Origin of the sequence: Streptomyces sp. NPDC020362, assembly GCF_040642095.1 — a bacterium.
GTDB lineage: Bacteria > Actinomycetota > Actinomycetes > Streptomycetales > Streptomycetaceae > Streptomyces.
The window spans coordinates 1-24,282 of record NZ_JBFAET010000089.1; the positions used below are offsets into that span (position 1 = coordinate 1).

At 69.6% G+C, this 24,282-nt stretch carries 6 protein-coding genes; 4 read left to right on the forward strand and 2 right to left on the reverse strand.

The window, feature by feature from the left end:
- Positions 1–413: 413 nt before the first annotated feature.
- Positions 414–596: a hypothetical protein gene (locus AB0H32_RS27395; protein ID WP_361125330.1), complete on the reverse strand. Its 183-nt coding sequence runs from the start codon at positions 594–596 to the stop codon at positions 414–416.
- Positions 584–853, reverse strand: coding sequence for a hypothetical protein (locus AB0H32_RS27400; protein ID WP_361125332.1), 270 nt, complete (start codon positions 851–853; stop codon positions 584–586). Before AB0H32_RS27400 ends, AB0H32_RS27395 begins: the two co-directional genes overlap by 13 nt.
- A gap of 217 nt (positions 854–1,070) precedes the next feature.
- Here AB0H32_RS27400 and AB0H32_RS27405 point away from each other — a divergent pair, with 217 nt between their 5' ends.
- The 4 genes from AB0H32_RS27405 to AB0H32_RS27420 all read left to right on the forward strand — a co-directional run bounded on the left by AB0H32_RS27405 (position 1,071) and on the right by AB0H32_RS27420 (position 24,281).
- A complete protein-coding gene (locus tag AB0H32_RS27405) occupies positions 1,071–2,717 on the forward strand; it encodes a long-chain fatty acid--CoA ligase (RefSeq protein WP_361125334.1) in 1,647 nt (548 codons plus the stop codon).
- 55 nt (positions 2,718–2,772) lie between these two features.
- The gene (hemA, locus tag AB0H32_RS27410; protein WP_361125336.1) at positions 2,773–4,059 is read left to right on the forward strand and encodes a 5-aminolevulinate synthase; all 1,287 of its coding nucleotides are present in this window, start codon (positions 2,773–2,775) and stop codon (positions 4,057–4,059) included.
- Positions 4,059–5,600: a long-chain fatty acid--CoA ligase gene (locus tag AB0H32_RS27415; protein ID WP_361125338.1), complete on the forward strand. Its 1,542-nt coding sequence runs from the start codon at positions 4,059–4,061 to the stop codon at positions 5,598–5,600. Before hemA ends, AB0H32_RS27415 begins: the two co-directional genes overlap by 1 nt.
- 105 nt (positions 5,601–5,705) lie before the next feature.
- Positions 5,706–24,281: a type I polyketide synthase gene (locus AB0H32_RS27420; protein WP_361125340.1), complete on the forward strand. Its 18,576-nt coding sequence runs from the start codon at positions 5,706–5,708 to the stop codon at positions 24,279–24,281.
- Position 24,282 lies beyond the last annotated feature (1 nt).

Sequence of the window (24,282 nt, forward strand, 5' to 3'; positions counted from 1 at the left end):
CGGCCACCGTGCGGGCGATGGGCATCACCGCCCAGATCATCGTCCGCGCCGATTCCGCGTAGTCCGCGCCGATTCCGCGTACTTCTCCCACAAGGCCGTCCAGATCTGCCGCACAGCCGGTGCACGGTTCTCGCTCGCGCTCGCGCTCGCGGTCGCGGTCAGGAAGAAGATCCGTGAGGCGATCGCGGGCATCGCCGAGGACGCCTGTCGGAGAACCCGCACCGGACGGCCACCCGGCACACCCTGCTCCCCGCACCCGAAAGACCACCCCGAACCCGCCCGACACCCCTGATCAGAATGCACGCGATGGATCGAGGTTCAGGGCGAGTTGGGCGAACCGGTGGTCCTGGTGCGGGACGGGGTGAACGGGCCGGGCGAGTCCTCGTCCAGCCGGCCCCGTTCGACCAGACGCTTCAGCTTCGCGCGTGCCCCTCGATCTTCGCGGTCTCGGCCGCAAGGCCGATCCTCGGCACGATCTGCTTGGCCCGCACGGGCCCCGGAGCGTCCCCCACGACCTCCAGGATGTCCTGGTAGACCCGTGGCAGCACACTCGGCTCCAGGCCCGGCCGCCACTTCGGCACCGTCAGAACCCCCACGACCCGCCGCTCCGCCCCGCGAACGGCGACACCTCTTCCGCCGCCGGCGGCGTCTCCCGCACTGTCTCTCCCGGATCACCGCCGACCGTCCTCGCGAGAAGCTCGCCGGCCGTCTCCCGCGTGATCACCAGCCGAGACAGCCGTTCACGCTCGGCCTCCAGCCGCACCGTCAACTCGGCCACCCGGGACTCGAGTTCTTCCACACGCTCCCGGACCACGGCCTCCTCGGCCTCGATCGCATCGAACAACGACCCCACCGGCAACGCCCCCTCTCGTCAAGGAGAGACCTGCCCGCCCACACACCAATCAACATCTCCCCAGGTCAGGACATCCCTCGAAACGAGCCGCACCCAATCGAGAACGCCGACACCCTGGGTAGCCGTACGGCGCGTGCGCCGAACGGCTACCCAGATCGGGATGCCTTCCGACACTCCGTTGTAGCCAGTCGAACGATCTACCGCTTACTTCAATTGCATGGCGAAGATTGAACCGCCCAATCGGATAACGTCGCTATTGGCGAAATCAAAGGAAGATCCCATGAGCCTGCCCGGGCACTGGTGGAGTGCAAGTAAAAGTTATGTCTCGGAGATCCTCTCGCTGCTCGCGGCCGCGCCGGATCGAGATGTCGTTCATTGGCGTGGCGAAGCCTTCTCCGGTAGTGACCTGATTCGGTCCGTGACTGAAACGTTCCTTGCGCTGCGCAACCGCGGAGTGGGCAAGGGGGATGTAGTAGCGATTCTGGTCGCACCCAACAGCCCTGAGATGCTCACCGTGCGGTACGCGACACATCTGCTCGGCGGCGCCGTGTGCTATTTGCGAACCACCAATCCTGGTACCAGGGCAACGATCCTTCCGCTGGATCACCAGATCCAGATCTTGCGCGAAACCGAAGCCGTGACCATCTATGCCGATGCCGAAGGTTCGGAGCGCGCGACGGAGCTCGCTGATGGCAGTGGGATCCCGGTAACGCGACTTCAACATGGGGAACGCAATGAGGTCGGCCGGGTCGATGTCGCCGATACCCCGGACGCCATTTCATGGGATCCGGATGCGCTAGCCTTCATCGGCTTCACGAGTGGCAGCACGGGACGGCCCAAGGGCATCCGGTTGTCGGGCCGCGCATGGGAAGCCACCATGCGTGCATGGATGGAGGTCGGTCGTGAATACGACTGTGCGTCGATCCTGGTGTCGACCCCTCTGAGCCATGGCGTTGCCGCGATGGCAGACGCAGTCTTCGCCTTGGGCGGAGCGCTCTATCTCCATGAGACCTTCGATGCCGAGAAATTCGTGGACACCGTCTCTGCGGAGAAGGAGGTCTCGTGGACGTTCATGGCAACAAATCACGTGTTCCAAGTCATCGACCATCTGCTCGAGCGAGGAATCCGCGACAGTGACGCTGTGGAAGCTGCGGGCCTTTCCTCGCTGAAGCGGATTGTCTACGGCGGCAGCCCCGCGGCACCCGCTAGAATTGCACAGGCTTTTCGGCTTTTCGGCCCCATTCTGGCGCAGGGGTATGCCACGAGTGAGAGCGGTCGGATCACGGTCCTGACGCCTCAGGAGCACGGCGACCCGGAGCTCGCGGCCACTGTCGGTCGGCCCTTCCCCGAGGTGGAAGTCGTAGTCTGCAACTCGAATTCGGGTGCGCAACTAGCGGCTGGGGAAATCGGTGAGGTTCGCGTCCGCTCGCCTCAGATGATGGACGCCTATAACGGCGAACCGGAATTGACTGCACAAGTTCTTCGTGACGGCTGGTATTTCACCGGAGATATCGGCCGTCTCGACGAGCGAGGCTATTTGACTCTCCTGGGTCGGGTGGCCCACGTCATCAAGGTCGGCGGCGTCAAGGTTCATCCAATAGTTCTCGAGGCGGAAATTCTTTCCCACCCGGGTGTCCGGCACGCCGCCGTCTACGGCGTGCAGGACGAGGATGGAAGCGATCACATCCACGCCGCAATCGAATGCGATCCGGCTGAGGTGGTCGAAGTCGAAAACATCCGCGCGAGAATTGCTGAGACGCTTTCCCCGATTCACGTGCCAGAGAAGATACATGTCTTGAGCGCACTGCCGATGAATAGCAACGGCAAGCCCGACAAGGTGCTCCTGAAGTCGCAATATTCCTAGCGTAGACCTTTCGGTTCGCAGGTCAATCCAACCGCTACGTCGAGAAGGCGAGTGAATGAACGTTCACCTGGCATCATACCTGAGTGGGAACACCGCTGAAGATCTCGCTGAAAGCAAGCGCGAGTTCCTGGAGATCGGCCGTCGTTCCGGTGATTACCCCATGGCCAGTGCGCGGCGTGATGGGGTGGATTCGGAAGTCAGCGTCTGGTGCAGCAACGACTATCTGGGAATGGGCCAGAATCGCCAGGCCATCGCGGCCATGCACGCCGCGATCGATACTCATGGCGTAGGCTCCGGAGGTTCCCGGAATATCGGTGGAACCAACCACTATCACGTCCTTCTCGAAAATGAGCTGGCGGATCTGCACGGCAAGGAAGCCGCTCTCCTTTTCACGTCGGGATACACGGCCAACGAGGGATCCCTCTCCGTTCTGGCGGGGCTGCCGAAGGACACCGTCGTATTTTCCGATGCGAAGAACCACGCCTCGATCATCGACGGTCTCCGGCACAGCGGCGCGAAGAAGCATGTCTTCAGGCACAACGACGTCGCCCACCTGGAAGAATTGATCGCGGCCGCTCCCGCCGACTGCCCGAAGCTCATCGTCGTGGAATCGGTCTATTCCATGTCGGGCAACGTTGCGCCGCTCGCCGAGATTGCCGACATTGCGGACAAGTACGGTGCCACGACCTTCATCGACGAGGTCCACGCGGTCGGCATGTACGGCCCGCAGGGCGCCGGCATCGCCGCGCGGGAAGGCATCGCCGATCGGTTCACGGTCGTGATGGGTACCTTGGCAAAGGGTTACGGAACGGTCGGCGGCTACATTGCGGGACCGGCGGCCCTCGTGGACGCGGTACGGACCTATTCGCGCTCGTTCGTCTTCACCACCTCGCTGCCGCCGGCGGTCGCGGCAGGTGCGCTGGCGTCGGTTCAGTACCTGCGGTCCTCCGATGTCGAGCGGAAGCTCCTCTCGGAGAATGCGCGGCTTCTGCACAGCCTTCTGATCGCGGCCGACATCCCGTTCATTTCGACGGACTCCCATATCGTCGCGGCCTTCGTCGGTGATGACGATCTGTGCAAGCGGGCGTCCCAGCTGCTGTTCGAGCGGCACGGGATCTACGTCCAGTCCATCAATGCCCCCAGCGTGCCCGCGGGCGAGGAGATCCTGCGGATCGCTCCCTCTGCCGTGCACGATCAGACGGATGTCGAGAAATTCGCCGACGCCCTTCATGGAATCTGGAAGGAATTGAACATCCCGACCGCGAGTGCCCGGGACTGGTCCACGTCCGAGCTTCGCGGTGGCGGCGCCCGCACCGCCGCGAAAGACGGACTGCTGTCGTAATGACCATGTCAGTTGCCGGCGTGCTGGCCGACACGGCGGCACAGCGACCCGAACACTCGGCCGTGATCTACGAGTCCGAGCATTTCACCTACGGGTGGCTATGGGAACAGGCGCGTCGCTACGCCTCCGTGCTGCGAGCCAACGGGGTACGGCCAGGAGACCGGGTCGCCATGCTCCTGGCCGACACCCCGCAGTTTCCCGTTGTGTACTTCGGCGTGCTGGCGGCCGGCGCCGTCGCGATCCCGCTGAATGTCATGTCGACCGCGTCGGAGATCGATCACGTACTGACCGATGCCGACGCCCATTTTCTGGTGTGCGCCGCCTCATTGCTCGCCCAGGCGAGAGAGGTGGCGGAGCCGCTCGGCACGGTGCTCCTCACCGTCGGCGCGGGCCCCGCGGGCACTGTCGACCTGGAGGACGCGGCACAGGACACAGCGCCGATCGACGATTGCGCGGTGCGGGAACCCGACGATGTCGCGGTCGTGTTCTACACGTCCGGTACGACGGGTGAGCCGAAGGGGGTGATGCTCACCCACCGGAATATTCTGTACAACGTCGAGAGGATGGTCGCCACTCCGTACATGTTCCGGAGTGACGACGTATTGCTCGGGTGTCTGCCGCTGACGCACGGCTTCGGTCAGATCTGCGGCATGCTGACTGGATTCCGCGCCGGTATATCCATCGTCATGATGCCGAGGTTCTCCGGGCGGGAGGCCCTCGCGCTGATGACGGAACACCGATGCACGGTGTTCATGGGCGTGCCGACCATGTATTTCAAGTTGCTCGATGCGGTGGCCCAGGGAGTGCCGGTTCCTCGGCTCGACCGCGTGTACAGCGGGGGATCGGCGCTTCCGGTCAAGACCCTCGAGGATGTCCGAAGCACGTTCGGATGTCCTGTGTACGAGGGCTACGGGATGACCGAGACCTCCTGCAGCGTCGCCTATCACTATCCAGGCGTGACTTTTCGATCCGGAACAGTCGGTGTTCCGATCACTGGCATCACTGTCGGTATAGCTCGGCCGAATACCGACAGGATCGATCTCCTGCCCGTCGGTGAGGTGGGCGAGATCGTGGTGCGCGGTCCGAACGTCATGGCCGGATATCTCGGACGCCCGGATATCACCGCCGAAGTTTTGATCGACGGCTGGTTCCTTACCGGCGATCTCGGCAGGCTGGATGACGACGGCTACCTTTCGGTCGTGGGCCGTAAGAAGGACTTGATTCTGCGTGGCGGATACAACGTCTATCCGCGCGAAATCGAGGAGATCCTCCTCGGGCATCCGGCCGTGGCGCAGGTGGCGGTTATCGGTGTTCCGCACCCTGTGCTTGGTGAGGAGGTCTGGGCGATTGTCGTGCCTGCCAGGCCGGAGGGCGTTACCTCTGGATCGGATGAAGAGATCATCGAATGGGGAAAACAGCGTCTCGCTGCATATAAGTACCCTCGTCGAGTCGAGTTCATCGACGCTCTCCCGATGGGATCCAGCGGAAAAGTTCTCAAGCGGGTGCTCGTCTCGAAATACGAGTTGACCACCAGCTCGTAGCTGCAAACGAAACAGAATCAAATTGGCTTAGCACCCGCGGCACGGCTGCGGGTGCTAAGCCTCCGCTCCGGCATCGTACGTAACAATAGGTAGGGCGACTCGACCATGGTTGAATTCCAAGCTGACACGTCGACATCGACCGAGGCGATCGCCATCGTCGGTATGTCCTGCCGATTGCCGCATGCGGCGAACCCCGCGCAACTGTGGCAGCTGCTGCGCGACGGTCGCAGTGCGATCGGCGCGCCCCCAGCAGGCCGCCCCGAACTGCCCTCTCGGCCGGGGGGCTACCTCGAGGACGTCAGCGGCTTCGATGCAGGCTTCTTCGGCATCAGTCCGCATGAGGCGTCGTCGATGGACCCGCAGCAGCGGCTGATGCTTGAGCTCGCCTGGGAGGCACTGGAGGACGCCAGGATCCTCCCGTCCGGTCTTGCCGATAGCCGGACCGGTGTCTTCGTCGGCGTCATCGCCGACGATTATGCTGCCCTCACGCGTCAGCACGGGGTCGAAGGCATCACCCGCCACACCCTGACCGGTCTCAACCGCGGCGTCGTTGCCAACCGGATCTCCTACACCCTGGGCCTGCACGGACCGAGTGCGGCCGTGGACACCGGCCAGTCCTCCTCACTGGTCGCCGTGCACCTGGCAGTCGAGAGCCTGCGCCGCGGCGAGTCCACCATGGCCATCGTCGGCGGTGTCAACCTCAATTTGGTGCCGGACAGCACCATCGGCGCGGAGAGGTTCGGCGCACTTTCACCAGACGGTCTCAGCTTCACTTTCGACGCGAGGGCGAATGGATATGTACGCGGTGAGGGCGGCGCGTTCGTGGTGCTCAAGCCGCTGCACGCCGCCGTAGCAGACGGCGACCCGGTCTACTGCGTGCTGCACGGCAGCGCGATGAACAACGACGGGACGACCGAGGGCCTCACCGTACCGGGTGCGGCCGGCCAGCAGGACGTCCTGCGGCAGGCGTACGAGCGTGCCAAGGTGTCCGCGGAGCAGGTGCAGTACGTCGAACTGCACGGCACGGGTACCAAGGTGGGCGACCCGATCGAAGCGTCGGCTCTGGGCGCGGTGCTCGGTGACGGCCGCGTGGACGGAGCCGAGCTGCGGGTCGGATCGGTGAAGACCAACGTCGGACACCTTGAGGGTGCCGCCGGCATCGTCGGCCTGCTGAAAGCGGCGCTCTGCATCCGTCACCGCGAGCTCGTGCCGAGCCTGAACTTCGAGACCCCCAACCCAGACATTCCGTTCGACGAGTTGAAGCTCGCCGTGCAGCGAAGCCTGGGGGCATGGCCGCGGCCGGACGAGCCGCTCTACGCAGGTGTCAGCTCGTTCGGTGTGGGCGGTACGAACTGCCACGTCGTGCTTTCGGACTGGCACACCGAGTCGGCGGCGGAGGAGGAGTCGCCTGGCGTCGAGTCCGGCTCGGGTGTGGTGCCGTGGGTGGTGTCGGGCAAGTCGGCCGAGGCCGTGGCCGGTCAGGCGGGGCGGCTGGTGTCGTTCCTGGAGGGGCGTCCGGGGCTGGACGTCGCGGCGGTGGGTCGTTCGCTCGCGGTGTCGCGTGCTCGTTTCGAGCATCGTGCGGTGGTGGTGGGGGAGACTCGCGAGGAGCTCCTGGCGGGTGTTCGGGCGTTGGCTGCGGGTGTGCCTGCGGCTGGTGTGGTGTCGGGTCGTGCGGTGCCGGGTGGTGCGGGTAAGACGGTGTTCGTCTTCCCTGGTCAGGGTTCGCAGTGGCAGGGCATGGCGCTTGAGCTCTTCGACTCCTCCCCGGTGTTCGCAGGGCGGCTGGTGGAGTGTGAGCGGGCTCTGGCGCCGTTCACGGACTGGTCGCTGCTGGATGTGCTGCGCGGTGTGGATGGTGCGCCTGATGTCGGCCGGGTGGATGTGGTGCAGCCCGCGTTGTGGGCGGTGATGGTGTCGTTGGCGGCGTTGTGGCGTTCGGTGGGCATCGAGCCGGATGCGGTGGTCGGTCAATCGCAGGGTGAGATCGCGGCGGCTGTGGTCGCTGGTGCGTTGTCGCTCGAGGATGCGGCGAAGATCGTCGCGTTGCGCGGCCGGGCGGTCGTGAAGCTGGCCGGTACGGGTGGGTTGGTGTCGGTAGCCCTACCGGCCGACGAGGTTCGCGAGCTCATCGCCCATTGGGGCGGCGCGATCGATATCGCCGCACACAACAGCCCCGTGAGCACGGTCGTCTCCGGCGACCCGGAGGCCCTGGCCGACCTCGTCGCACAAAGTGAGGTCAAGGGATACCGTGCCCGCACCATTCCGGCCGACTACGCCTCTCACTCCGCCCACGTCGACGTGCTGGAGGATGAGCTTCGGGAGCTGCTGGCCGACGTCACGCCGCGTACCGGTGACATCAGGTTCTTCTCCTCCGTCACCGGGCAGCCGCTGAACGGTGAGGAGCTCGACAGCGGGTACTGGTTCCGCAACCTGCGCCGGACCGTCCAGTTGGAAGAGGCCACCCGTGCTCTGCTTGACGACGGGCATCGCGTCTTCATCGAGGTCAGTGCCCACCCGGTGCTGACCGCGGCCCTCAGTGACACGGCCGACGGGGCCGGCGTCGGCGGCACTGTTGTTGTCGGATCGCTGCGGCGCGACGACGGTGGACGGGATCGTTTCCTGGCCTCGGTCGCAGAGGCGCACGCAGGCGGTGTGGGGGTGGAGTGGGAGCGCTTCCTGCCGGGTTCGGGTCTGGTGGATCTGCCCACGTATGCCTTCCAGCGTCAGCCTTTCTGGCTGGAGGGTTCGGCGACCGGGCCGGTCCAGGTCCGGACCGTTGCGGCAGGGCGGAGCGGTCCGAAGCGGTCCGCGCCGCGCGGCGATGAGCTGGAGCTGGTGCGTGCGCACGTGGCAGCAGTGCTCGGCCACGGATCGGCGCGCGATGTGGACATCGACACGACCTTCAAGGACCTGGGCTTCGACTCCCTCTCGGCCGTCGAGCTTCGGAACGCGCTGAACAGGGCCACCGGGCTCTCGCTGCCCTCCGGCCTCCTTTTCAACTACCCGACCCCGGTCGTACTCGCCGAACACCTCGGTGGTCAGCTCCTCGGCCTGGACCAGGGCCAGGATGACGATGCGTACGAGGCCATAGCCCTTGACGAGCCGATCGCGATCGTGGGCATGGCATGTCGGCTGCCGGGAGGGGTCGCCTCTCCGGAGGACCTGTGGCGTTTGGTCAGCAGCGAGGTCGATGCGGTCGGCGGATTCCCGACCAACCGGGGCTGGGACCTTGATTCGCTCTTCACCCCCGATCCGGACAGCCCCGGCAAGACCTACGCCACCCAAGGTGGTTTCCTGCACGATGCGGACCGGTTTGATGCCGAGTTCTTCGGCATCAGTCCCCGCGAGGCGGCGGCGATGGAGCCCCAGCAGCGGCTGCTGCTGGAGACGGCCTGGGAGGCCTTCGAGCAGGCGGGCATCGACCCCGCCGCGCTGCGCGGCACCCGCACCGGTGTGTACGTGGGCGCGACGGCACAGGAGTACGGGCCGCGGCTGCACGAGCCGTCCGGCGGGTACGACGGCTACCTGCTGACGGGCAACACCGCCAGTGTGGCCTCGGGCCGGCTGGCCTACACCTTCGGGCTGGAGGGCCCGGCGGTGACGGTCGACACCGCCTGCTCGTCCTCGCTCGTCGCGCTCCACCTCGCCGCGCAGTCGCTGCGCCAGGGCGAGTCCTCCGTGGCCATCGCCGGCGGTGTGTCCGTCATGGCCACGCCCGGCATGTTCGTGGAGTTCTCCCGGCAGCGCGGGCTGTCGCCGGACGGGCGTTGCAAGGCGTTCTCCTCGTCGGCGGACGGTACGGGCTGGGCCGAGGGCGTGGGTCTGCTGGTGCTGGAGCGGCTGTCGGACGCGGAGCGCAACGGGCACCAGGTGCTCGCGGTGATGCGTGGTTCCGCCGTGAACCAGGATGGTGCGAGCAACGGTCTGACGGCCCCGAACGGGCCTTCGCAGGAGCGGGTCATCCGCGCCGCGCTGGCCAACGCCCGCCTGTCGGCGTCCGAGGTGGACGCGGTGGAGGCGCACGGTACGGGCACCAAGCTCGGCGACCCGATCGAGGCGCAGGCGCTGCTGGCCACCTACGGCCAGGACCGCGAAGAGCCGCTTCGACTCGGCTCGCTGAAGTCGAACATCGGTCACACGCAGGCCGCGGCGGGTGTCGCGGGCGTGATCAAGATGGTCATGGCCATGCGTAACGGGGTTCTCCCGGCGACGCTGCACGTGGACGAGCCGACCTCGCACGTCGATTGGTCGGCCGGCGCGGTGGAGCTGCTGACGCAGGCCCAGGAGTGGCCGGAGCTCGACCGTCCGCGCCGGGCGGGCATCTCGTCCTTCGGCATCAGCGGTACCAACGCACACCTCATCGTCGAGCAGGTCACGGAGATCGAAGCTCCGGTGGAGGAGCTGTCGGTGTCGGGTCCGGTGCCGTGGGTGGTGTCGGGCAAGTCTGGGGCTGCTCTGTCGGGGCAGGCGGATCGGCTGGTGTCGTTCCTGGAGGAGCGGCCGGAGCTGGACGTCGTGGCTGTGGGCCGTTCGCTGGCCGTATCGCGTGCTCGTTTCGATCACCGTGCGGTGGTCGTGGGGGAGACCCGTGAGGAACTCCTGGACGCTCTGCGGGCGCTGACGCCGGGCGAGGCCGTCTCGGCGGGTTCGGTCGCGTTCCTGTTCTCCGGACAGGGTAGTCAGCGTGTGGGCATGGGCCGCGAGTTGTATGCGGCGGAGCCGGTGTTCGCGGCTGCGTTCGACGAGGTTGTCGGGGCGCTGGACGTCCACTTGGACCGTTCGCTCGCCGGGGTGATCGAGGGTGAGCCGGAGCTGCTCCAGCGGACGGTGTTCACTCAGCCGGCGTTGTTCGCGGTCGAGGTGGCCCTGTTCCGTCTGCTGTCTCATTACGGGGTGACCCCGGATTATCTGGTGGGTCATTCGGTGGGTGAGCTGGCGGCGGCCCATGTGGCGGGTGTGCTGTCGCTCGAGGACGCTGCGCGTTTGGTTTGTGCGCGGGCGCGTTTGATGGAGGGTGTTGCCGAGGGTGGGGCGATGGTTGCCCTGAACGCGGGTGAAGCGCGCGTTGCCGGGTGGCTTGAGGGTCGTTCCGGTGTTGAAGTGGCCGGGTTCAACAGCCCTGCCAGCACCGTGATTTCGGGTGACGAGACGGCAGTGCTCGAAGTCCTGGAGCTGGCTCGCGGGGAGGGTGTGAAGGCGACGCGGCTGAAGGTGAGCCATGCTTTCCACTCCGCGCACCTGGACGGAATGCTGGCTGAGCTCACCGAGGTCGCCCGGACGCTGACCCATTCGGCTCCCCGGATCCCGGTCGTTTCGAATGTCACCGGTGAGGTGGTTGAGGAGTTCACTGCCGAGTACTGGGCTGTTCAGGCCCGTTCGGCGGTCCGTTTCGCCGACGGCATCGCCACGCTGGCCGGTCTTGGTGTGACGGCGTTCGTGGAGCTGGGTCCCGACGGGACGCTTGCGGGTCTGACGGGCGAGTGCCTGGCCGACACCGAGGGCATCGTCGTGGTTCCGGTGCTGCGCAAGGACCGTGCGGAGAAGGGCTCCCTCCTCGCCGCCTTGGGCGCTGTGCACGCACACGGTGTGGGTGTGGACTGGGAGGGATTCCTGCCGGGTTCCGGTGTGGTGGAGCTGCCGACGTACGCGTTCCAGCGTGAGCGTTTCTGGTTGGATGCGCCGCGTTCCGGTGATGCGGCGGGTCTGGGTCTGACTGCTGTGGATCATCCGTTGTTGGCTGCGGTGATCACGGAGCCGGATGGCGATGCGGTGCAGTTCTCGGCCTCGGTGTCGTTGTCCTCGCATCCGTGGCTGGCTGATCACGCGATGGGTGGGACGGTCCTGGTTCCCGGGACGGCGTTCCTGGAGCTCGCGGGCACCGCGGCCGAGCAGCTGGGTTACGCCACCGTCGAGGAACTCACCCTCCAGGCACCCCTGATCCTCTCGGAGAAGACGGGCGCTCAGCTGCGGCTGACCGTCGACCGGGCCGACGCGCGCGGCGATCGTCAGTTCACCGTGTACTCGCGGACCGGCGAAGAGCAGTGGACCGCCCACGCGGCCGGCCTGCTCACGTCCGCCGTCCCCTCGCCGGGCGTTTCCCTGGACCAGTGGCCCCCGGCCGATGGCACCCCCATCCCGCTGGACGGCGTCTACGACCGCCTCGACGACCTGGGCTACGGCTACGGGCCGGCCTTCCACGGCTTGCGCGCCGCCTGGCGCGCAGGCGACGACCTCTTCGCCGAGGTCGCTCTGCCCGACCAGCTCCACACCGAAGCCGCGCGCTTCGGCGTGCACCCCGCCGTCCTGGACGCGGTTCTGCACCCGCTCGTGCTGGAGGCCGCGGCCTCGGCGCAGGACGACAGCACGATCCGTCTGCCGTTCTCGTTCTCGGGCTTCGTGCTGCACGCGGTCGGTGCCACGGTGCTGCGCGTCCGCTGGACCCGTACCGGCCAGGACACGGCCCGTCTCGCTCTCGCCGACGGCGCCGGCGCTCCGGTGGCGGCGATCGAGTCGGTCGCCCTGCGGCCGATCGCCCGCGATCAGCTCGCCGTTGCCGGCCCGGCCGTGGAGTCCCTGTACCGGGTGGCCTGGGAGGCCGTCCCGGCGGCCGAGCCGGTCGCCGACCAGCGGTGGGTCCGGCTGGGCGAGGCGCCCTACGCCGACCTCGCCGCGCTCAGCGCCGCGGTCGACGCCGGATCTGCCGTACCGGAGTTCGTGGTGATCGGCGAGCAGGAGCTCGTCGTAGGCACCACCGGTGATGTACTCGACCAGACCCACGCCACGGCGGCGCGCGGGCTGGAGGCGGTGCGGGAATGGCTGGCCGCCCCGCAGTTCGCGGAGAGCCGCCTCGTCCTCGTCGTGCCGGACGGCGCGCTGCACACGGCCCCGCTCGTGGGCCTGATCCGCACTGCGCAGACCGAGCAGCCCGACCGACTGGTCCTCGCCCACGTGGATGAGGGTGGTCCGGAGTTGCTGCCTGCCGTGCTGGCTTCGGGTGAGCCTGAGGTGGCGGTGCGGGGTGGCGGGTTGTTCGTGCCGCGTCTGGCGCGTGCTGCGGGTGTCGTGGCGGGTGTGGTGGAGGGTCTGGATCCGGAGGGTACGGTCCTGGTGACCGGTGCTCTGGGTACGTTGGGCCGTCTGGTGGCGCGTCGGTTGGTGACACATCACGGTGCGCGGCACCTGCTGTTGGTGTCGCGTCGTGGTGATGAGACTCCGGGTGCTGCCGAGTTCGTGGCGGAGCTGGCGGAGTTGGGTGCGCGGGCTTGGGTGGCGGCGTGTGACGTGTCGGACTTCGACGCGCTGGCGGGTCTGTTGGATGAGGTCGCGGTCGAGCGTCCGCTGACTGCCGTGGTGCATACGGCGGGTGTCCTGGACGATGCGACGGTCGCGTCGCTGTCGGCCGGTCAGCTGGAGCGGGTGATGCGTCCGAAGGTGGACGCGGCCTGGAACCTCCACCGCCTCACCGAGTCGCTCGGCCTCGCCTCGTTCGTCATGTTCTCGTCCCTCGCGGGTCTCATGGGCAGCGCCGGCCAGGCCAACTACGCTGCCGCGAACACCTTCCTCGATGCCGTCGCGCAGCACCGCCGCGCCCAGAACCTGCCCGCCACCTCCCTCGCGTGGAGCCTGTGGGACAGCGCCGACGGCATGGCCGGAACCCTCGCCGATGCCGACGTCGCGCGGTGGAAGCGGAGCGGAATCGTCCCGTTGACCCCGGAACTGGGTCTCGAGCTGTTCGACGCGGCGCTCGCCTCGGCGGAGCCGCTGCTGGTCCCCGCCGAACTCGACCTGGGCGCCCTGCGCGCCCGGGCCGAGGAGAACGCGCTCCCCGAGCTGTTCACCAGCCTGGTCCGCGTCCGCCGCCGGCAGGTGGCCGGCGCCGCCCGCGGCGCCGACTCGTCGTGGGTCCAGCGGCTGATCGCGCTGTCCGCGCAGGAGCGGGCGCAGGCCGTGCTCCAGACCGTACGGGAGACCGTGGGGCTGGTTCTCGGGCACGGGGCCAACGCCGACATCGACCCGGCCAAGGCCTTCATGGACATCGGCTTCGACTCCCTCACGGCTGTCGAATTGCGCAACCGGCTCAACTCGGTGACCGGGCTGCGACTGCCCACCACCCTCGTGTTCGACCACCCGTCGCCCCAGGCGGTGGCGGACTTCCTGCTGGACCGGCTCGATGCGACCGGAACGGCCGTCGTCCCGTCGGTGGCCGCCCACGCCCCGGGACTGGACGAGCCTATCGCCGTGGTCGGTATGGGTTGCCGCTACCCGGGCGGGGTCTCCTCGCCGGAGGACCTGTGGCGGCTCGTGGCGGAGGGCCGGGACGCGATCGACGAGTTCCCGTCCGACCGCGGCTGGGACGTGGAAGGCCTCTTCGACCCGGACCCCGAGAAGATCGGCAAGTCGTACACGCGCAAGGGCGGATTCCTCTACGAGGCCGCCGAGTTCGATGCCGAGTTCTTCGGTCTGAGTCCGCGTGAGGCGATCGCGACCGACCCGCAGCAGCGTGTGCTGCTGGAGGTCGCGTGGGAGGCGCTGGAGCGTGCGGGAGTCGACCCCGCCTCGCTGCGCGGTTCCTCGACCGGTGTCTACGCGGGTGTGATGTACAACGACTACGGGTCGCGGCTGGGGAGTGCTCCGGAGGGCTTCGAGGGGCATTTGCTGACGGGCACGATCTCGAGTGTCCTGTCGGGCCGGGTGTCTTACACGTTCGGTTTTGAGGGGCCGGCGGTGACGCTGGACACGGCGTGTTCCTCGTCGCTGGTAGCGGTGCACCTGGCCGCTCAGGCGCTGCGCCAGGGCGAGTGCTCGATGGCACTCGCCGGCGGTGTCACCGTGATGTCCACGCCAACGACCTTTGTCGAGTTCTCGCGTCAGCGTGGTCTGTCGCCGGACGGGACCTGCAAGTCGTTCGCGGCTTCGGCGGACGGTACGGGTTGGGCCGAGGGCGCGGGCATGCTGGTGCTGGAGCGTCTGTCGGACGCTCAGCGGCTCGGGCACAACATCCTTGGTGTGATCCGTGGTTCCGCGGTCAACCAGGACGGTGCGAGCAACGGCCTCACCGCCCCCAACGGGCCCTCGCAGGAACGCGTCATCCGCCAGGCCCTCGCCAACGCCCGCCTCGCTCCGCACGAGGTGGACGCGGTCGAGGCGCACGGCACCGGTACGCGGCTCGGTGACCCGATCGAGGCCAACGCGCTGCTGGCCACCTACGGCCAGGACCGCGAAGAGCCGCTGCGTCTGGGATCGATCAAGTCGAACATCGGTCACACGCAGGCTGCCGCGGGTGTCGCGGGCATCATCAAGATGCTGATGGCGATGCGCAACGGTGAGCTTCCGCCGACGCTGCACGTGGACGAGCCGACGCCGCACGTCGACTGGTCGACGGGTGCGGTGGAGCTGGTCACCGAGCGTCGGGCGTGGCCGGAGGTGGCGCGTCCGCGTCGCGCGGCCGTGTCCTCGTTCGGTATCAGTGGTACGAACGCGCATGTGGTCCTGGAGCAGGGCCCGGAGCCGGTCGTGGCCGGTGAGCCGGTGGTGGCGGGCCTTCCGCTGGTGGTCTCGGCGAAGAGCGAGGTGGCCCTGGCGGCGCGTGCCGGCCAGGTGCGTGAGCTGCTGGCCTCGGAGATCGTCGACCCGGTGCGGGTGGCTTCGGCTCTCGCGACCCGGGTCCCGCACCTCCCCTTCCGGGCGACGGTTTCGGGCGCCGGCCGGGATGAGCTGTTGGCGGGTCTTGAGGCGCTGGCCTCGGGTGGGTCCGCGGCGAACCTGGTGCAGGGCGCGGTCACGGGCTCGGGCAAGACGGTGTTCGTGTTCCCGGGTCAGGGTTCGCAGTGGCAGGGCATGGCTCTGGAACTCTTCGACTCCTCCCCGGTGTTCGCCGCCCGGCTGGTGGAGTGTGAGCGGGCGCTGGCGCCGTTCACGGACTGGTCGCTGCTGGACGTCCTGCGCGGTGTGGAGGGTGCGCCCGGTTTCGATCGGGTGGAGGTGGTGCAGCCGACGTTGTGGGCGGTGATGGTGTCCCTGGCCGCGTTGTGGCGTTCGGTGGGTATCGAGCCGGATGCGGTGATCGGTCACTCGCAGGGTGAGATCGCGGCGGCCGCGGTGTCGGGGGCGCTGTCGCTGGACGACGCGGCGAAGGTCGTGGCGTTGCGCAGCCGGGCGATCGTGAAGCTGGCGGGTACGGGCGGCATGGTCTCGGTGGCCCTGCCGGCCGACGAGGTCCGCGAGCTCATCACCCGTTGGGACGGCGCCATCGACATCGCCGCACACAACGGCCCGCGTTCCGTGGTGGTCGCCGGAGAGGTGGCCGCTCTCGAGGAGATGATTGCCTACTGCAAGGCCAGCGATGTGCGTGCCAAGCGCATCCCGGTCGACTACGCCTCCCACTCCGCCCACGTCGAAAGCCTGCGGGACGAGCTTCTGGACGCCCTGTCCTCGCTCACCCCGCGCGACGTCAAGGTGCCCTTCCTCTCCACCGTCACCGGGCAGCCGCTGGACGGCACGGAGCTCGACGGCTCGTACTGGTTCCGCAACCTCCGCCAGACCGTCCAGCTGGAGGAGGCCACCCGGACCCTGCTCGACCAGGGCCACCGCGTCTTCATCGAGGCCAGCGCCCACCCGGTGCTGACCATCGCGCTCCAGGAGACGATCGACGACACGCCGTACGACAGCGCCGTCACCGTGCCCTCGCTCCACCGTGACGAGGGTGGGCTCGACGACTTCCTCGCCTCCGCGGCGCAGGCCCACGTCTCGGGCGCCCCGCTCGACTGGGCTGCCGTGGTCGGCGGACCCGGCGCGGTCGTCGACCTGCCGACCTACCCCTTCCAGCGCCGGCGCCACTGGCTGGAGGGCCCGGCGCCGGCCGGGGACGCGGGCGGGCTCGGCATGGCCGCCGAGCGCCACCCGCTCATCGGCGCCGCGCTCTGGATGGCCGACGAGGACAAGCTGGTCCTGAGCAGCAGGATCGCCCTGAACACGCAGCCCTGGCTGGCGGACCACGCCGTGGCCGGCACCGTGCTGCTCCCCGGTACCGCCTTCGTGGACCTCGCCATCCGGGCGGGTGACCACACGGGCCTCGACCAGCTCGACGAGCTGACCCTCCAGGCACCGCTGGTGCTGGCCGGCCGAGGTGGAGTGCAGCTCCAGGTCGTGATCGACGCTCCGGACGAGGAGGGCCGGCGCGCACTGTCGGTCCACTCACGCCCGGAGCCCGAGTCCGACGACGCCCCGATCCACCCGTGGACCCTGCACGCCACCGGCGTACTGGGCCACGCGGAAGGACGTGCCGGCGTACCGGCCGACACCGCCTGGCCCCCGGCCGGCGCCGAGCCGGTCGACCTCACGGCGGCGTACGACACGCTCGCCGAGCGGGGCTTCCAGTACGGACCCACCTTCCAGGGCCTGCGGGCGCTGTGGCGCGCAGGACAGGAGATGTTCGCCGAGGTCGCGCTCCCGAAGGACGTCCCCGTGGGCGAATTCGGGATCCACCCGGCCCTCCTCGACGCCGCCCTGCACCCGCTGGCGCTCGCGGAGGGCGGCCGCCTGGTGCTGCCGTTCGCCTGGACCGGCGTTCGGCTGCACGCGGTGAACGCCAGCGTGCTGCGCGTACGGATCACCCCGGAAGGCTCGGGTGCCGCCCTGTCCCTCGCCGACGCGAGCGGTGCACCGATCGCCTCGGTGAAGACGCTCGGCCTGCGGGCCGTCGACCCCGCGCAGCTGGCCGGCTCGGGCACCCCGCGCCAGCCGCTGCTCCAGGTGGAGTGGACGACCGCCCCGGAGGCCGCCCCGGCCGTCGGCTGGGCCGTCCTCGACGAGTCCGGCCACGGTCTGCCCGCCCCTCTGGGGAGCTACTCGGACCTCGCCGGCATCGTCGGAACCCCGCCGCTCGTCGTGGTTCCCTTCCCCGGCGAGGACGGCCCCGTCGCCGTGGCACACCGCGCCCTGCGGCTGGCCCAGGAGTGGCTCGCCGAGGAGCGGTTCGCCGACTCGCGCCTGGTCTTCGTGACCCGTGACGCGACCACCGCCCGCACGGATGCCGGCCTCGGCTCGGCTCCCGTCTGGGGGCTGGTGCGTACCGCCATGGCCGAGAACCCCCACCGGTTCGGCCTGCTGGACCTGACGGACTGGGACCTCTCCGAGGCCGAGCTCGGCCGTGCGCTGGCCGTACCGGAAGCGCAGGTGAGCCTGCGGGACGGTGCACTGCTCGTACCGCGGCTGGTCAAGTCGCCGACGACGGGCGACACCGTGCCCGCCCTGAACCCCGAGGGCACCGTGCTCATCACAGGCGCCACCGGCACCCTGGGCCAGCTGTTCGCCCGCCACCTCGTCGCCGAACACGGCGTACGGCACCTGCTGCTGGCGAGCCGCCGCGGCCGGGACGCGGCGGGCATGCTGGAGCTGGAGGCCGAACTCACGGCCCACGGAGCCGACGTGACCGTGGTCGCCTGTGACACGGCCGACCGCATGGCGGTCGCCGCGATGCTGGACGCGATCCCCTCGGAGCACCCGCTCACCGCGGTCCTGCACACCGCCGGCGTCCTCGACGACGGCACGCTGCACGCCCTCACGGCCGAGCAGCTCGACACCGTACTGCGTCCCAAGGTCGATGCCGCCCGGCACCTGCACGAGCTGACGGCCGACCTGGAGCTGGACGCGTTCGTCCTGTTCTCCTCGCTGGCCGGTACGGTCGGCACCGCGGGACAGGCCAACTACGCCGCGGCCAACACCTATCTGGACGCCCTCGCGCACCACCGCCAGGCCCTGGGCCTGCCCGGTACGTCGCTGGCCTGGGGCCTGTGGGCCGAGGGCAGCGGGATGACCGGTCACCTGACCGACGCCGACCTCGCCCGCATGTCCCGGGGCGGCATCGCCCCGATCGGCAGCGAGCAGGGGCTGGCGCTGTTCGACGCGGCCCTTGCGACCCGTCGGCCGGTGCTCGTTCCGGCGCTGCTGGACTACACCGGACTGCGGGCACAGAGCGAGGACGGCACCCTGCCCGCGCTCTTCCACGGCCTGGTGCGTCCGGCGCGGCGCGCCGCCGTCGGCGAGCAGGCGGGCGGGAACTCCCTCCAGGAACGCCTGGCGCCCCTGGCCCTCCAGGACCAGGAGCGCGCGCTGCTGGAACTGGTCCGCGGCGTGGTGGCCTCCGTACTGGGGCACACCGACGCCGACCAGGTCGCGCCCGACCGCGCCTTCAACGAGCTGGGCTTCGACTCGCTCAAGGCAGTGGAACTGCGCAACCGGCTGAACGCGGCCGCAGGTCTGAAGCTGCCCGCGACGCTGGTGTTCGACTACCCGAACACGGTCGAGCTGGCCGGCTTCCTGCGGACCGAACTGCTCGGCTCGGCCGCCGCGGTGGCCGAGGCCGAACCGGTCGTCGGCGCCTCCGACGAGCCGATCGCGATCGTCGCGATGGCCTGCCGCTACCCGGGCGAGGTCAGCTCCCCGGAGGAGCTGTGGGCGCTGCTGTCCGACGAGCGGGACGCCATCGGCCCGTTCCCGAACGACCGCGGCTGGGACCTGGACGGCCTGTACGACACGGACCCCGACCACGTGGGCACCTCGTACACCCGGCACGGCGGATTCCTCTACGAGGCTCCGCAGTTCGACCCCGAGCTCTTCGGGGTGAGCGCACGGGAGGCCACCGCCATCGACCCGCAGCAGCGCCTGCTGCTGGAAATCTGCTGGGAGGCCTTCGAGCGCGCGGGCATCGACCCGACCTCTCTCAAGGGCAGCCAGACCGGTGTGTTCGCCGGTGTCATGGCCAACGACTACGCGGCACGCCTGAAGGACGCCCCCGAGGCCTTGGAGGGCTACCTGTCGGTCGGCAGCACGGTCAGTGTCGCCTCCGGCCGCGTCGCCTACACCTTCGGCCTGCAGGGACCGGCGATCACCGTCGACACCGCCTGCTCCTCCTCGCTCGTCTCCGTCCACCTCGCCGCCCAGGCGCTGCGGAACGGCGAGTGCGGGCTGGCCCTGGCCGGCGGTGTGACCGTACTGGCCGCTCCGACCCTGTTCGTCGAGTTCAGCCGGCAGCGCGGACTGGCGCCGGACGGCCGATGCAAGTCCTTCTCCGCGCAGGCGGACGGGGCGGCCTGGGCCGAGGGCGCCGGAATCCTCCTGCTGGAGCGACTCTCCGACGCACAGCGCAACGGCCGCCGGATCCTCGGTGTGATCCGCGGAACCGCAGTCAACCAGGACGGTGCAAGCAACGGCCTCACCGCTCCCAACGGCCCCGCCCAGGAGCGGGTGATCCGTCAGGCCCTGACCAACGCGGGCCTGACCACCGCGGACGTGGACGCGCTGGAGGCCCACGGCACCGGCACCACGCTGGGCGACCCGATCGAGGCCCGGGCCGTACTCGCCACCTACGGGCAGGAGCGCCCGTCCCCCCTCCTGATGGGCTCCCTGAAGTCCAACATCGGACACTCCCAGGCCGCCGCCGGTGTGGCCGGTGTCATCAAGATGGTCATGGCGATGCAGCACGGGGTGCTCCCCAAGAGCCTTCACATCGACGAGCCCAGCCCGCACGTGGACTGGTCCGCCGGCGAGGTGGAACTGCTCACCGAGGCGGTGCCGTGGCCCGAGTCCGAGCGGCCGCGCCGGGCAGGCGTGTCCTCCTTCGGCATCAGCGGTACCAATGCCCACGTCATCGTGGAGCAGCCGCCGACCGAGGGGACGGTCCCGCCGGCCGAGCCGATGCCGGTCGTTCCGCTGCTGCTGTCCGCGCACAACGACGCGGCCCTGCTGGCGCAGGCCGACCAGGTGGGCGCGGCCCTCGCCGACACCGGGCAGCAGGACCTGGCATCGACGGGCCGGACCCTGGCCGTCGGACGGGCCGGACTGTCGCACCGCGCCGTGGTGGTGGCCTCCACCGCCACCGAAGCGGCCGACGGATTCGCGGAACTGACCGTGCGGGGTACACCCGTGGACGGCCGTACGGCCTTCCTCTTCACCGGTCAGGGCAGCCAGCGACTCGGTATGGGCCGGGAGCTGTACACCGCCTACCCCGCCTACGCCGAGGCCCTGGACGCCGTATGCGAAGAGCTCGACCAATGGCTGGAAACGCCGCTGCTCGACGTCCTCTTCGGTGAGGACCCGGCGCCGCTGGACCAGACCGGCTTCACGCAGGCCGCCCTGTTCGCAACCGAGGTCGCGCTCTTCCGGCTCCTCGAAGGCTGGGGCGTACGGCCGGCCTTCCTCGCGGGTCACTCCATCGGTGAGCTGGCCGCCGCGCACGTCGCCGGCGTCCTCTCGCTGGCGGACGCGGCGCAGCTCGTCGCGGCCCGCGGCCGGCTGATGCAGGCACTGCCCGGCGGCGGCGCGATGCTCGCCGTGCAGGCCGAGGAGCAGGAGGTGCTGCCGCTGCTCGCCGGACGGGAGGACCTGCTGGGCATCGCCGCCGTCAACGGCCCCACCTCCGTGGTGCTCTCGGGCGACGCGGAAGCCGTCGAGGCCATCGGAGCCGAACTCTCCGCCCAGGGACGCAAGACCAAGCAACTGCGCGTCAGCCACGCCTTCCACTCCCCGCACATGGACGCGATGCTGGACGAATTCCAGACGGTCGCGAAGGGGCTCACGTTCGCCGCGCCCACCATCCCGATCGTCTCCACCCTGACCGGGCAGCCGGTCGGCGCCGAGGAACTGGCCACGCCCGAGTACTGGGTCCGGCACGTCCGCCGGCCCGTGCGCTTCCTGGACGCGGCACGCGCCCTGGAAGCCGAAGGCGTACGGACCTTCCTGGAGCTCGGCCCGGACGGCGTGCTCAGCGCGATGGGGCAGGACTTCCTCGACGCGGGATCGCTCCTGGTCCCGGTGCTGCGTGGCGGGCGCCACGAGCCGCACACCGCCGTGACCGCCCTGGCCCACGCCCACGTACGGGGCGTGCCGGTGGACTGGCGCGCACTGTTCGGCGAGAACGCCGGACCGGCCGCGGACCTGCCGACCTACCCCTTCCAGCGCCAGCGCTACTGGCTCACGGAGGGGCCCGGCGGCGACGTCACCTCGGCCGGACTCGACTCCGCACGGCACCCGCTGCTCGGGGCCGCGGTTCCGCTCGCCGACTCCGACGGTGTCCTGTTCACCGGCCGGATCTCGGCCCGCAGCCACCCCTGGTTCGCCGACCATGCCGTCGCCGGCACCCTGCTGGTCCCGGGCACGGCCCTGGTGGAGCTCGCGCTCCACGCGGGCGCCGCACTCGGCTGCGAGCGCCTGGAGGAACTCACCCTCCAGGCACCCCTGGTCCTTCCCGACGAGGGTGCGCTCCAGCTCCAGATCACCGTCGGCGGCCCCGACGGAGAAGGCCGCAGGCCCGTCGCCGTCCACTCGCGCGGGGACCAGGAAGGCGACGTCTGGAACCGGCACGCCACCGGAGCCGTGGTGGCCGCCGTTCCCGGCGGTCCCGATCCCGACCTCGCGTCCTGGCCTCCGGCCGGCGCCGAAGCCCAGCCGGTCGAGGACCTGTACGACCGCCTCGCCGACCGGGGCTACGGCTACGGCCCCGCCCTCCAGGGCCTCCAGGCGGCATGGCGTTCGGGCGAGGACCTCTACGCCGAGGTACGGCTGTCCGTCGACCCTGATGGATTTGCCCTGCACCCGGCACTGTTCGACGCCGCGCTGCACGCACTGCTCCTGGAGGAGTCGGCCGAACTACGGCTGCCCTTCTCCTTCGGCGGCGTCCAGCTGACCGGGTCCCGGACCGGCACCCTGCGGGTCAAGCTGTCGGCCGGCCCGGACGGAACGGTCGCGGTCAGCATCGCCGACGAGACGGGCGCGCCGGTCGCCACCGTCGCATCGCTCGCCCTGCGGGCCCTGCCGGCGGGGACCGCGCTGACCCGCCCCTCCGACCAGCACGTGTACGCGGTGGAGCGGGCCGGTGCGGAACTCCCCACCGGTGGCGACACGACCATCGTGGTCCTCGGCGAGGCCGACCTCGGACTCGTCGCCGAGCACCACGCCGACCTGGCCGGCCTGGCCGCCTCGACGGCGGACGGCGCGGCCGCACCCGACGTGGTCGTCCTTCCGGTACGCCCGGCCACTCCGCAGGAGACCGGCCGGGTCACGGAGGAGGTGCTGGCGGTACTGCGGCAGTGGCTCGCCACCGACGCGCCGGCCGGAGCGCGGCTCGCCGTGGTCAGCACCGGGGAACTGGCGCACAGCGCACTCTCCGGGCTGATGCGGACCGCCGAGTCGGAACACCCGGGACGTTTCCAGCACGTGATCACGGACGGTCTGCCGGCCGGCCGTGAACTGCTGGCCGCGGCCCTGGCCGACCCCCGACCGCAGCTCGAACTGCACGAGGGGCAGGCCTACGTGACCCGGCTCGCCAAGGTCCCGTACCCGGTCTGGACCCCGGACGTCGACGACGCGTTCGACCCGGAGCGTACGGTGCTGATCACCGGTGGCACGGGCGCACTCGGAGCCCAGGTCGCCCGGCACCTGGTGACCGCCCGCGGCGCCCGTCGCCTGCTGCTCACCAGCCGGCGAGGCGGGGCGGAGGACCTGGTCGCCGAACTGACGGCGCTCGGCGCGGTCGTACGGGTCGCGGCATGCGACGCGGCCGACCGCGACGCGCTGGCCGGGCTGCTCGCCTCGATCCCGGACGAGCACCCGCTCACCGCGGTCGTGCACGCGGCCGGAGTCGTCGAGGACGCCACGCTGGAGGCCATGAGCCCGGAGAGCCTCTCCCGGGTCCTGCGGCCGAAGGTGGAAGCCGCCTGGAACCTGCACGAGCTGACCGCCGGACTGGAGCTGACGGACTTCGTCCTCTTCTCTTCCGTCGCCGGCCTGGTGGGCAACGCCGGACAGGCCAACTACGCCGCCGGCAACACCTTCCTGGACGCGCTCGCCGAATACCGGCGCGCCGAGGGCCTGCCCGCCGTGTCCCTCGCCTGGGGTATGTGGCAGGACGGGATGGCGAGCCACCTCGACCGTGCCGACCGGGCCAGGCTCGCACGCAACGGGATCCTGCCGATGCCGACCGACCGGGCACTCGCGGCCCTCGACACGGCCCTGGCCGGAGCCAAGGCGCCACAGGCCGACGGCGAGGCGGGGACTCGACCGGTGCTCGCGCCGGTGGCACTCGACCTCGCGGTACTGCGGAGCCTCGGGGACGCACTGCCCGAGCTGTACCGGGGCCTGGTGCGCACCGAGCGCCGAGCCGGCCGGCGTGCCTCCGCTCCGGCGGAGATCCCCCTGGCGCAGCGGCTCACGGGCCTGGACGTGGAAGAGCAGCAGCAGCTGCTGCTCGACCTCGTCAGGGAACAGGTCGGCATCGTCCTGGCCCACCCGGCCCCGCGGACGATCGACGTCCAGCGCGGACTGCTGGACCTGGGCTTCGACTCCCTCACCGCGGTCGAACTGCGCAACAGGCTGAACACCATCACCGAACTGCGGTTGCCCAGCACGCTCGTCTTCGACCACCCGACCACCCAAGCCGTCGCCGAATGCCTGCGGGGCGAGCTGGTCGGCGAAGTGGCAGACCCGGTCCAGGCAGCCCTGGACGCACTTGAGGCCGCCCTCTCGGCCGCCGGCCCGTCGGACGGCGACGGACCGGCAGGAACGTACGCCGCGCGACTGCGCGGCCTGCTTCGGACGGTGGACGGCGGCCCCGACGGCGCCGATCTCGACCTGGCAACCGACGACGAACTCTTCGCAGCACTTGACAACGAACTCGGCAGGTAGA